Below are 13,203 nucleotides of genomic sequence, written 5' to 3'. Positions count from 1 at the left end.
ACTTGATATTTAATACTTAATACTTGAACTTCACTTCAATATCTGTAAATCCTGAAACATAATCCGGTAAGCGGCTGCTTTCTTGTCCAATGCTAATGGATACGCCCTTGATGATGAGGGCATCCGGTATAGTCGCAAGGCACGACCTTCGAAAACAAATTCGGAGTAATCACCTACTTTGGGTTCTTCTATGTCGAATTGCTGTCGGAGAGTGTCCGTTGCTTTTTGGCCCGTAGTGACGATTGCTTTGCATTCGGGAAGCTGCCGCAGTAATGCTGCAACATCGGTGGCTTCCACTACTTCAAGAAACTTGTCCGATGCATTATCCTGCAACCGACGAATGGATGAAGCGGTATCAAATAGGGCAATCCCCTTTTCGTTTAAAAAGTCTATGATTTGCTCGCGGCAGAACGATTTTAGTGTCGAATTCAGAAAGTGATTCTTATCATTAAAGAATAAGATTCCATATATACGCCACATGTCGTTGTTTAGGTTCGGGTAGTAAAACTCCATAGACCAACGTTTTTTCTGTGGCGGAAAACTTCCCAGCATAAGTAATTTTGATTTCGCTGGGAGAAACGGTTCTAACGGATGTATTTCGATTTCCATAATTTCTTTCATTTTAATTTCGTACAAAAATAGTGATAATGTTTATTTCCTTCAAAATCAATGAGAAAAAATGCTAGATTTAAAATAATTAGTTATTTTTGCGGCGTGATGAACAAACAATATTTTATTATATCATTGAAAAAAGAAGTTTTTGTGAGTTGCTTCTTAATAGGCCTGTTTTTTCTGGAGGGAGGAAATTGTTATGCTTCGGAGCAACAAGCGTTAAGAGGGACGATAGAAGTTCCTTCTGATCATAATACCGTGAGAGGGCGTGTAATTGATATCTATGGTGAACCACTGATCGGTGCTACAATACGCGAAAAGGGGGGAGCCAATGGTACTGTGACCGATATTGATGGAAAATTCTTTTTGTCTGTGCCGGATAGTGCTGTCTTACAAGTTTCTTTTGTGGGTTATAAGACTGTAGAAGTCAATGTGGCAGGTCGGAATGTGCTTGAAATACGTCTTCAGGAAGATGCGGTGATGCTTGAACATGTCATCGTAACGGCCTTGGGACTTGAAAAGGATGAAGCTACATTGGCCTATTCTGTGCAAAAAATCAAGGGAGAAGAACTGAACCGTGTCAAAGAAGTAAATATGATTGCTGCTCTGGCGGGAAAAGCTGCCGGTGTGCAAATCAACAAAAACTCTTCCGGTATGGGCGGTTCCGCAAAAGTCAGTCTCCGGGGAATCCGTTCGGTATCCGGTGATAATCAACCGCTTTATGTAATAGATGGAGTGCCGATGTCGAATACCTCTTCCGAACAGGCTTATTCGGCTATTGGTGGTACGGCGAATGCAGGGAATCGTGATGGAGGAGACGGAATCTCTAATCTGAATCCGGAAGATGTAGAAAGCATCAGTATTCTGAAAGGTGCTCCTGCTGCGGCTTTATATGGTAGCATGGCTGCTAACGGAGTGATTCTTATCACGACTAAAAAAGGCAACTCTGTCGGACAAAGGAATATTAATTTCTCTACAGGACTCACTTTCGAGAAAGCATTCAGTATGCCTAAAATGCAGAATCGTTATGGTGTCAGTGATGTGGTAGACAGCTGGGGAGAGAAAGAGAATCTGATGGCTTATGATAATCTGGATGATTTTTTCCGTACCGGATTGACATCGATGACTTCCGTATCTATCAGTTATGGAAATGAAAACCTGCAAACTTATTTCTCCTATGCCAATACTACCGGAAAGGGGATTATCGACAAGAATAAACTGAAAAAGCATAATATAAACTTGCGTGAGACGGCTACCATGTTCGACAAACGTCTGAAACTGGACGGTAGTGTGAATGTGATGAAACAGACCGTCGAGAATAAGCCGGTGTCGGGAGGTTTCTATATGAATCCGTTGGTAGGGCTCTATCGTTTTCCTCGTGGGGAGGATTTGTCTTATTATAAAGATCATTTTGAAACCTATGACGAAGAACGGAAACTGGGTGTGCAGAATTGGCATACGTTTACCGAAGACTTCGAACAGAATCCATACTGGATAACGAACCGCATACAAAGTAAAGAAACACGTACACGCATTATCCTTTCTCTTTCAGCAAACTTTAAGGTAAATGATTGGCTGACGATTCAAGCCCGTGGAAACATGGATTATTGGGCGGACAAGTTACGCCAGAAATTCTATGCGTCTACTGCCACCGCCCTGTGTGGAGCGAACGGACGATATATCGAGATGGATTATCAGGAAACCCAGATGTATGGTGATGTCATGGCGATGGTGAAGAAAACCTGGGGGGATTTTACACTGGATGCGGCGATTGGTGGTAGTATAAATGATAAAGTCGTTAATTCTACCCGATATGATTCGAAAAATGCATCTTTGAAGTTTGCTAATGTGTTTAATATTGCCAATATCGTCATGAACAGTTCTGCCAGTATTGACCAGCGAATAGATCAACGCCGTCAGTTGCAATCTATATTCGGTACGGCACAGATCGGTTATAAGGAAAAATTGTTTCTTGATTTGACGGCCCGTAATGACTGGGCGTCAACCTTGTCTTATACCAGCCATGAAAAATCCGGATTCGCTTATCCTTCTGTAGGGCTTTCCATGCTACTTGATAAATGGGTGAAGTTACCCGAATGGGTTTCTTTCGCAAAATTGCGTGGCGCTTATAGTAAAGTAGGGAATGATATTCCTCCATTTATCACTAATCCCTCTTCGCAGATCAATGCCGGTGGCGAGATACAGGCGAATGACGCCGCACCTTTCAAGGAAATGGAGCCGGAAATGACTCATGCCATCGAATTTGGAACTGAATGGCGATTCTTTCAACACCGTTTAGGGGTTAATCTGACTTATTATCGTACCAATACTTATAATCAATTCTTCAAACTTCCCGCACTTGCAGGTGATAAGTATGCTTACCGATATGTAAATGCCGGAAATATCCAGAATCGGGGATGGGAATTGACACTGAATGGAACTCCCGTATTAACTCCTGATTTCAACTGGAAAACTTCTGTAAACTTCTCTACCAATAAGAATAAGATAGTGAAGTTGCACGAAGATCTGAAAGAAATGATTTACGGGCCTACCAGTTTTTCTTCCAGCTATGCCATGAAACTTATTAAAGGCGGTTCTATCGGTGATATATATGGTAAGGCTTTTGTGCGTGATGATGCAGGCAATATCGTTTACGAAACAGAGGGTGATAATAAAGGACTTCCATTGGTGGAGGGCGATGGGAATACGGTGAAAGTAGGAAATGCCAACCCTGTCTTTATGATGGGATGGGATCATACATTCTCTTACAAAGGCTTCACCCTTTATTTTCTGCTTGATTGGCGCTACGGAGGTGAAGTCCTTTCGCAGACACAGGCGGAAATGGATCTTTATGGAGTATCTGAAATAACGGCCGATGCGCGTGACAGGGGATATGTAATGCTCGACGGTCAGCGTATAGACAATGTGAAAGGATTCTATAAAATAGTAGGCGGGCGTGCCGGGGTGACGGAATATTATATGTATGATGCTACGAATTTACGGTTGCGTGAAGTATCATTGAGCTATAATTTCTCCAAGAAGTGGATACAGAAAACGAAGGTACTGAAAGATGTTCAGCTTTCGTTTGTAGCTCGCAATCTATGTTTCTTGTATAAGAAAGCTCCTTTTGATCCGGATCTGGTACTTTCTACCGGAAATGATAATCAAGGAATTGAAGTGTTCGGAATGCCTACGACCCGTAGTCTGGGCTTTACTCTGAAATGTGAATTTTAAAGGCAGGAGAGAGAAATGAAGAGAAAATATGTATATCTATATTTGTTGGGGTTATTGCTGTTCTCTGTAGCTTGTACCGGTAATTTCCGTGATTACAATACCGATTTGTCCGGTATCACGGATGATGACTTGATTATTGATGACAATGGCTATGGAATCCGTTTGGGAATTATTCAGCAAGGTATTTATTTTAATTACGACTACGGAAAAGGAAAGAACTGGCCTTTCCAACTGATACAGAATCTGAACGCGGACATGTTCAGTGGGTATATGCATGACGGCAAACCTCTGAACGGGGGCTCGCATAATTCCGATTATAATATGCAGGACGGCTGGAATAGCGCCATGTGGACACACATGTATTCTTATATTTTCCCACAGATATATCAGTCGGAGAATGCTACCCGAAATACACATCCTGCTCTGTTCGGGATAACGAAAATATTAAAGGTGGAAGCGATGCATCGTGTGACGGATTATTATGGTCCTATCATTTATAAGAATTTTGCTAATGCCGAAAAACATTACCGTCCGGATAAACAAGAGGATGTCTATTATGAGTTTTTCAATGAACTCGATTCTGCTGTAGTTGCTCTCACCAACTATATAGATGAGAAACCGGAATCCAATGGATTTGCACGTTTTGATATTTTGTTGGATGGGAAATACGCTTCCTGGGTGAAGTTTGCCAATTCGTTGCGTTTGCGGTTGGCAATGCGTATTGCCTCTGTTGCTCCCGATAAGGCTTGTGCTGAAATACAGAAAATAAAAGAAAACGATTATGGCTTCTTTGAAGCGGAAACAGGCGGAGCAATCGTTTCTACCAAATCCGGATATACCAATCCATTGGGAGAACTTAACCGTGTGTGGAATGAAACTTACATGAGTGCTAACATGGAATCAATCTTGGTCGGATATGATGATCCTCGTCTTGGAGCTTATTTCGAACACTGTACGGATGAAGCTTTGAAAGGACAATATCGTGGAATTCGTCAAGGGACATGTTTTGCTCATAGTCATTATTCCGGATTGTCGAAGCTGTTTGTCCTGCAAAGCACCGATGCGCCTCTGATGACTGCTTCGGAAGTCTGGTTTCTGCGTGCCGAAGCCGCTTTGCGCGGGTGGACCGATGAAGATGAAGAAGCTTGTTACCGGAACGGCGTAACTACCTCTTTTCATCAATGGGGAATTTATGGGGTGGAGGATTACCTGAAAAGTGAGCTGACAGCTTCCGACTTTATAGACACTTATGATGAAGAAAATAATATAGAAGCGCGTTGTAAAGTCACTCCCAAATGGAATCCGCAGGATGATAAGGAGACAAAACTGGAGAAGATTATCACGCAGAAGTGGATTGCCATGTTCTCGGAAGGTTGCGAAGCTTGGGCCGAACAAAGACGAACGGGATATCCCCGTTTATTTCCCGTTCGATTCAATCATAGTAGGAGCGGATGCATCGACACGGAGATCATGGTGCGCCGTCTTAATTTCCCAGGTACATTGCAGACAGAAGACCCGGAGCAATATTCTGCTCTTGTCGAGGCTTTAGGCGGAGATGACCATGGAGGTACAAGACTCTGGTGGGATACGGGAAATAATAACCTGGAATAAAAAAAGACAGAAGTAATGTGCTTATATGTGTAGCTTTAACTATTTTTGCATCTTCATTTAAACACATTTACTTATGAAACAGATTATCTCTGCTCTTTTCCTTTGTATGTTGCTCTCTGGCGTACCGAGATTGCAGGCGCAAAACATTCAGCTACATTATGATTTCGGACGTTCTTTGTATGATAAAGATTTGCAAGGTCGCCCGCTGTTCACCTCCACTGTGGAGAAGTTTCATCCTGATACTTGGGGAAGCACTTATTTCTTTGTTGATATGGATTACACTTCCGAGGGTGTCGCTTCCGCTTATTGGGAAATAGCCCGTGAACTAAAATTCTGGAAAGGTCCTTTCTCTGCACATCTTGAATATAACGGTGGATTATCGAAAGGCATGTCTTATAAAAATGCTTATCTGGCAGGAGCTACCTACACTTTTAATAATGCTTCCTTTTCCAAAGGCTTTACGCTGACTGCTATGTATAAGTATATTCAGAAACACCAATCGCCCAACAACTTCCAGCTGACAGGTACGTGGTACGTGAATTTCTGCCGCAATCTGCTCACTTTCTCCGGCTTTGCCGACTGGTGGCGCGAAGAAACCAACTATGGAAAGACTATCTTTCTCTCCGAACCACAATTCTGGGTAAACCTAAACAAAATCAAAGGAGTAAATAAAAATTTCAATCTTAGTGTTGGCTCCGAAGTCGAATTGAGTAATAACTTCGGCGGTCGTGATGGCTTTTATGTTATCCCGACACTCGCTCTGAAATGGACGCTGAACTAAAAAACGGATTATAAGAAATAGAATTAAAAAAAGTCGGACTAAAAGAAGCCGGACTTCAGAATAATCTCTGTTTATCCCTCTGCGGAACTTAAAAAAATATATAGAAACCCTGTTAAATGAAAACTGATTTAATCTACGGCGTAGAAGACCGTCCCCCTTTTAAAGACGCCTTGTTTGCGGCTTTACAACATCTTTTGGCTATTTTCGTAGCGATCATTACACCTCCGCTTATCATCGCAAGTGCCTTGAAACTTGATGTAGAAAAGACAAGCTTTCTGGTTTCCATGTCTCTTTTTGCTTCGGGAGTATCTACCTTTATACAATGCCGCCGCTTTGGTGTGATAGGAGCAAGACTGCTCTGCATCCAGGGAACCAGTTTTTCTTTTATCGGCCCTATCATTGCCACAGGGATGGTAGGCGGATTACCGTTAATTTTCGGTTCCTGTATGGCTGCTGCGCCTATCGAAATGATTGTCAGCCGCACATTCAAATATCTGCGTAATATTATCACTCCGCTGGTTTCCGGTATTGTCGTGCTGCTTATCGGATTGAGTCTGATAAAGGTAGGTATCGTATCTTGCGGAGGCGGATATGCAGCTATGGATAATGGTACGTTTGCTACGTGGGAAAACCTGTCTATTGCAGCACTGGTACTTCTTAGCGTCTTGTTTTTCAACCGTTGCGGGAACAAATACCTGCGTATGAGTTCCATTGTACTCGGACTTTGCCTTGGCTATGGTTTGGCATTTGCTCTGGGAAAAGTGGATATGAGTGCGTTGAATGTGGAAATGCTGATGAGTTTTAATATTCCCCAGCCTTTTAAATATGGTGTTGATTTCAATGTGTCTTCTTTTATAGCCATTGGTCTGGTTTACTTGATAACTGCCATTGAAGCAACAGGTGATGTAACTGCCAACTCTATGATTTCCGGACTTCCCATTGAAGGAGATTCCTATTTGAAACGGGTTTCCGGTGGAGTAATGGCAGATGGATTCAACTCCTTTCTCGCCGGTGTATTCAACTCTTTTCCAAACTCCATCTTTGCACAAAACAACGGTATTATCCAACTGACCGGAGTAGCCAGCCGTTATGTTGGTTATTATATCGCAGCAATGCTCGTCCTTTTGGGTTTATTTCCCATCGTAGGTGCCGTATTTTCCTTAATGCCCGATCCTGTACTGGGCGGTGCAACCTTACTAATGTTCGGCACAGTAGCAGCGGCGGGAATCCGTATTGTCTCCTCACAAGAAATAGGCCGTAAAGAAACTTTGGTATTAGCAGTCAGCCTCTCCTTAGGCTTAGGGGTAGAACTAATGCCGGACGTATTACAACAAGCCCCGGAAGCAATTCGAAGTATCTTCTCTTCAGGGATTACCACCGGAGGCCTAACTGCAATTATTGCAAATATAGTAATACGGGTAAAAGAGTAGGAAACAAGTAGTAGAAACAAGTATTAAGTAATAAGTATTACCGAAGCCGCTGGTTTATACTTGATAGGCGTTGATTAATACTTGTTAGTTGATGCTTGTCGATTAATACTTAATACCTAATTCTTAATACTTAAATTACTCATTTTATCTGTTGTGCGGAAGGGGAAATCAGGATACTCGTAAAGACTGAAACGAGGTTCGGTTTCTCCTTTCGTATAATTCCAGATAGAAGCATAGTCTTCCGGATCTTCTCCCATCTTGGCTAACTGGCGCAGGTAAGCAGCTAGCGATTTATTCTCTACAATATAAATCTGCCCCATCTGATCGATAATCGGGCTATGATGACGAGTACCGTCATGTTCGAAGCGTAGAATTCGTTTTCCTTCTTCAGTTAGTCCCACCAACTGGAAAGTCATGCTTTTACCGATAGCCGGTAAATTCAATACGCTGCGATCAGTGGCAAGGAAAGGTAAATGATGCTTTCTCATGAAGCGTCTTAATTGCTTGGCAACATCCTCTTTAGGCTCCTCTTCTGTTCCTACTTTCGTCTCTAATATCTTATATAACTCCTCCGCCTGTTCCGGTGTCATACGGCCATAAATCTTTTCCTCCTGTTGCTCCTGCATTGAACGACTGTTGGGTGCAAATACTGCATAATTCTCATTGAATCCCTTTACCGAGAAAGTGTAATAACATACCACCCCCAACGAATTGAGCACCTGACGAAGCCGGGTCGTATGCCCTCTACGTGAAGCAGCCACCGTATATACCAACTGATTCGTAATAATCCATCCCGCAGAAAGAATCTTCCGGATCGCTTCTTTAGCTTCAGGAGTAACCTCCAGCGGTGTCTGGAAATGAGTCTGTATAATAAACTGTTTCACACCGATAGCCGATGCTTTCTCCTTGAATTCCCGCAGAACATCAACCAGCCCGTCGTTGATACGCATCGGCAAATAAGCCAACAGACGTGACCCCAACCGTACCCGTTGCAATTCCGCATATTTCTCTCCATCCTTGCGTTCAAGATTCGCCCTTTGTTTGCGTGCCGCCATCCGATACACCGCATCCAGAATATTCTGAAGCGTTTTATTTTGACTCATCAGCGCATCGCCTCCTGTAATAAGAATATCCCGCAATTGCGTATCCTCTTCAAAATAAGCCATTAACCGACGCAACTTACGATCCCATGATTCCTTCGGGCGTAAAGACTCAAATTCGAAATTCAACCGCTCGCTCTGAAAATCATACATACGCTGACAAGAAGCACAAAGTCCTCCGCAAGCCCGTCCCATAGTGTCAGGAATGAGAATAGCCACCTCCGGATACCGCCGATGAATGTTATGCCCGTCCGGCAAAAGCCATCCCGCAGCATTAGGCTTCCCGGCTTCTACAATATCCTCTTTCTCCCACGCGCGAATATTTCCATACGTCTCCACCAAACGTGGAGAATACAGAATATAACTCCGAATAGCCTCGTCATTATACCCATATCCCGTTACATTAAGCAACGATAAATAATAAGGAGTTGCAAAGAACGGCATACCCTTCTTCCGGGCACGATAAAGCAAATACATAGTCTCTGACGAAAGTGAATTTCCCAGGAATCGATTCAACTCGCCCGGACTTTTCACAGCCATTGCCAAATGAAAGCGGAAATCGTTCCACCACTCATTGACCAACCTGTATTTTTCTTCATAACTCATTCCCTCCTCAAAGTGAAAACGCACCGAAGGCTTCGACTTCCTGTTTTCAATCTTCTGAATCAACAAGTGCAACATCCGCTCCTTATTCTCATCCCGCACTTCACGTACCTCTTCATCCAATCCCGTTTCCCACCGGTCATTCCTACTTTTGATACGCTGTGGCGATGGTAAAGGCACAACCTCTCCCTTCAACCGTTTAAACATCTGGAAAATTTCAATAAACAAATCCGTCGGTATCTCCATATTTTCCAACGTTCCCGTCAGAAACTCATAAAGCAACCGAATCGTCTGTACTGACATATCCTGTCCAGTAGACAGTTCATGGACATTCTGTCCATCATAATCGAGTAAGAGTCGAATTTGCTCCCTCGCCTCCTCCGCAGCCTCATTTTCTATCCTGCAAATTTCCAAAAAACGCAGCATCCCAGCCTTGAACTCTTCCACAGAAGAGCTCTTATCAGCTATCTCCACCACTTCCGGAATTTCTTGATTATAGATTTGTTTCAACTGTGAAAAAGTAAGCGCAAGCATTTTCTTTTGTTTCATAAGCAATCTCTCTATTTTTTAATTATTATAATATACTACCATACCGCATGGTCCTCCTCCGGCCTCGTCTGCACGGCGTCAAGCGAAGGTTTTATTACCGGCGTTAAGAAGGGCAGACTGTTTGAGCGAAGCGAGTTTCTACCCTTTAGACGGGAATGAAACCGGAGTAGCCGGGCAGGCGCAGCCTTGATTTTTTCTTTTGGGTACTTTTTCTTTTGTATCAAGACAAAAGAAAAAAGTACATAAAGATAACAAAAAAAGCGGAGGTACAAAACCCCCGCTTTTTCTATCCTATTAATCTTTACGATTTTCTAACATTTAAAGCGACTTATTTTTTCGTTTCCGTGTCGTCGTTCTTCCGTTTCGGCTCCTTCTTGGCAAGAAGAACAATATTATACACATAATCCGTCATCCACTGTTCAGAGTATCCCAAACGCTCTTTGTACTGGCGAACAGTCGCAGCCGTTTTATGCACATCATCAGCCTTCCACACTGTCTTGGTACAAACATCGTGTACCGTTTTCTGTGTCATACCATACAAAGCCTTCTTAAAGATCGACGGCATACGAAACTTCCACTGCATCAGATTTCCCATCAACATCATCAGATCATTGGAAAATCCCTGATACATGAACAAATAAGATTGAATATCATTTTGAGTGCGGCAGTTACGTTTCACGGAAGAGTCGATTTCCTTAAAGAAGTTCTCGTTCAACCCATAATCCTGCATCAGCATTTTGCGCGCAGCAGATTTTTCGGCCAATCCCAGTTTACCGTTTTGAGTAGGAACTTTAAACAAACGTTTGAAGTTAGCTACGTCCGGCAAGAAGCGGATATTAGTGATACCGAGGTTTGTGGCGATAACTGACTGGAAATACACCCGTGTCAGTGATATGAAATCTTCTACATTGCCGACTTTCGTTTCATCGGATTTTTTCTTGAATAAACCAAATAAGCCCATTGTTATCTCTACAATTTTATTATTTACAATTTACTATTTGAGCGTGTGGAAGGTATATAACATAACTACCATCTGTCAATTTGCGTGCAAAGGTACAAAAACAGTTGGTTTTCACCAACATTCCAAGTCCTTTTCGATGTCCGGCATTGTCTCTTTCTTAAAAACAGGGCTTTGGATGCCAGCTTTCTTTTGCGCGCGGTAATCATTTAGCAGACGGATAGCATATTTTCCGAGGAAAAGGATAGCGATCAGATTACAGATAGCCATTAACGCCATCGTGACATCTGCCAGGCTCCATACCATATCCAATGTGGCAAGTGAACCGAAGAGTACCATACCACCCACCAATATCCTGTAACCATGAAGTACCCATTTCCGGTGAGTGATAAAACGGATATTAGCCTCACCATAATAATAATTCCCCAGAATACTGCTGAAAGCAAAAAAGAAAAGAGCTACGGCAACGAAGATACTGCCCGAAGAACCTATTTCGTTTGTCAACGCCTGTTGAGTCAGCTGCACTCCATTAGCCGAACCATCCAGAGGAGCCCCACTAAAGAGGATGATAAAAGCCGTACAGGTACATATCAATAATGTATCTGTAAATACCGCCAAAGTCTGTATCAACCCTTGTTTTACGGGATGGCTGACATGAGCCGTGGCAGCCGCATTCGGGGCCGAACCCATACCGGCCTCATTGCTGAAAAGTCCTCTCTTGATGCCCTGCATTAATGCCATACCAACTCCTCCTGCCAATGCCTGCTCCCAACCGAAAGCATGGCTGACAATCAGTGCGATAACACCCGGTAAATGAGTGATATTGAGTGCAACAATAACCAGTGCCAGCCCTACATATCCCAAAGCCATAACAGGCACGATAATACTGCTGACGCGGGCAATGCGTTGAATACCTCCAAAGATGATAAGCAATGTCAGCAAAGTCAGCACACCTCCCAATATAATATGATTGAACCCAAAAGCATGCTCTGCCGCAGCACAGATCGTATTACTCTGTACAGAATTGAAAGCAAACCCGAAAGTAATGCTTATTAATACGGCAAAAAGCATTCCCATCCACGGTTGTTTCAACCCTTTCTTCATATAATAAGCAGGTCCTCCGATGAACGAATCCTTTCCGCGTATTTTGTATAATTGTCCCAAAGTAGACTCTATGAAAGCACTCGAAGCCCCTAACAGTGCGATGACCCACATCCAGAAAATAGCCCCGGGACCTCCGATGGCAATGGCAGTAGCCACTCCCGCAAGATTCCCCGTACCCACACGGCTGGCGATAGAAATAGCGAATGCCTGAAAAGAAGATACATGTTTCTCTCCCTGTTTTCCTTTGCCGGCGGATTCGCTTAACAGCACGATCATTTCCCGGATCATGCGAAATTGTACAAAGCGTGTCCGTATGCTGAACCAGACAGCACATCCTAATAACATAATAATTAGAATATACGTCCAAAGTATGTCATTAATCTCGTTGATAAAAGTCATAGTTAAGTATTAAGTATAAAGCATTGTTTGTGGTTATTCGTCTTTTATTCGGAAGTAAAATTTATGATTTTCGAATACAGGTTCCACAATATCATAACGAACAAATTTGGCGAGCAGATGTTCAGCGGCACGTCGTGAAAGTCCGGTTTGTCGACAGTAACGGTTGAGTGAGAGTAAAGTTCCGTGCTCCAGTTGATCGAGCAGGAGCTGTTCACGTTCGGTGTAGCGGATGAGTTCTCCACGGGGGCTATCGCTCTGTTGCCATACACGGAGATGTATGGGAGTTGCCAGAATATTTTCGTCCTTGATGCGGAGATAGGCTAGGGGTTTTCCGGTTTCGTCCTTGGCGTAAACCGGTTTATGTGGAGTTTCTTCGATGGTTGCCACTAACACTTGCCGTCCTTCCACTATGTATGTTTGCAGAGAATATTCCACTTCCGGCACGCAATAAAGTTGTGCGGCGGCTTCAATCATATATTTTTCTTCTTCGGAGCGTACTCCTGCGATTTTACCATTGTCTTTAACGCCAATAAGTAATCGTCCTCCGTCCGTGTTGGCAAAGGCCGAAAGTGTTTTGGCTATTTTGCGTGCGTCGGAAATTTCGAATTTAAAGTCCTGTTGCTGGTGCTCTCCTTCAGCAATCAGTGCATGTATATAATCGGTATCTGTAAGCAGTTTCATGGCTACAAAGGTAGGTAAAAAAGGTAAAAAGCCCCTTTTTTAGATATTTTTCGAAGATTATTTCAAAAAAAATATTGATTTTATGCTTTTATTTCGGGAAACAGTGTATTTTTGCGGCACATTATTAACGAAAAAAATAAA

Annotated in this window: 9 protein-coding genes; 4 read left to right on the top strand and 5 right to left on the bottom strand. The window is 43.0% G+C overall.

Translation table 11 applies throughout. The features are described 5' to 3' along the window. Positions 1–30: 30 nt before the first annotated feature. Positions 31–609 carry a uracil-DNA glycosylase family protein gene (locus tag N5O98_RS14015; RefSeq protein WP_004320682.1) on the bottom strand — a complete coding sequence of 193 codons (579 nt, stop codon included), beginning with the start codon at positions 607–609 and terminating at the stop codon, positions 31–33. A gap of 108 nt (positions 610–717) precedes the next feature. On the opposite strand from N5O98_RS14015, the gene N5O98_RS14010 reads away from it, so the two are divergent. From N5O98_RS14010 to N5O98_RS13995, 4 genes are all read left to right on the top strand, one after another. Continuing rightward, positions 718–3,846, top strand: a complete 3,129-nt coding sequence (locus N5O98_RS14010; protein ID WP_032849444.1) for a SusC/RagA family TonB-linked outer membrane protein — start codon at positions 718–720, stop codon at positions 3,844–3,846. Between the two features lie 15 nt (positions 3,847–3,861). Next, positions 3,862–5,457 carry a SusD/RagB family nutrient-binding outer membrane lipoprotein gene (locus tag N5O98_RS14005; protein ID WP_004308285.1) on the top strand — a complete coding sequence of 532 codons (1,596 nt, stop codon included), beginning with the start codon at positions 3,862–3,864 and terminating at the stop codon, positions 5,455–5,457. Positions 5,458–5,530: 73 nt separating this feature from the next. Further along, a complete protein-coding gene (locus N5O98_RS14000; RefSeq protein WP_004308283.1) occupies positions 5,531–6,238 on the top strand; it encodes a nucleoside-specific channel-forming Tsx family protein in 708 nt (235 codons plus the stop codon). Positions 6,239–6,354: 116 nt separating this feature from the next. Beyond that, entirely contained in the window at positions 6,355–7,668 is a 1,314-nt protein-coding gene (locus N5O98_RS13995) for a nucleobase:cation symporter-2 family protein (protein WP_004304803.1), read from the top strand. Between the two features lie 116 nt (positions 7,669–7,784). Here N5O98_RS13995 and N5O98_RS13990 read toward each other — a convergent pair whose 3' ends face one another. The 4 genes from N5O98_RS13990 to N5O98_RS13975 all read right to left on the bottom strand — a co-directional run bounded on the left by N5O98_RS13990 (position 7,785) and on the right by N5O98_RS13975 (position 13,062). Further along, positions 7,785–9,920: a KamA family radical SAM protein gene (locus N5O98_RS13990; protein ID WP_004308282.1), complete on the bottom strand. Its 2,136-nt coding sequence runs from the start codon at positions 9,918–9,920 to the stop codon at positions 7,785–7,787. Positions 9,921–10,248: 328 nt separating this feature from the next. Beyond that, entirely contained in the window at positions 10,249–10,881 is a 633-nt protein-coding gene (locus N5O98_RS13985) for a hypothetical protein (RefSeq protein WP_004301962.1), read from the bottom strand. Positions 10,882–10,992: 111 nt separating this feature from the next. Next, positions 10,993–12,381 (bottom strand): alanine/glycine:cation symporter family protein, encoded by a 1,389-nt coding sequence (locus N5O98_RS13980; RefSeq protein WP_004325091.1) that lies wholly within the window; start codon positions 12,379–12,381, stop codon positions 10,993–10,995. Between the two features lie 33 nt (positions 12,382–12,414). Further along, positions 12,415–13,062, bottom strand: a complete 648-nt coding sequence (locus N5O98_RS13975; RefSeq protein WP_004308278.1) for an AlbA family DNA-binding domain-containing protein — start codon at positions 13,060–13,062, stop codon at positions 12,415–12,417. Positions 13,063–13,203 lie beyond the last annotated feature (141 nt).

It is taken from the genome of Bacteroides sp. LFL-34 (assembly GCF_027257075.1).
Taxonomy (GTDB): Bacteria; Bacteroidota; Bacteroidia; order Bacteroidales; family Bacteroidaceae; genus Bacteroides; species Bacteroides ovatus.
Note: the sequence above shows the minus strand (reverse complement) of the source record. Positions and strands in the feature narration are given on the sequence as shown.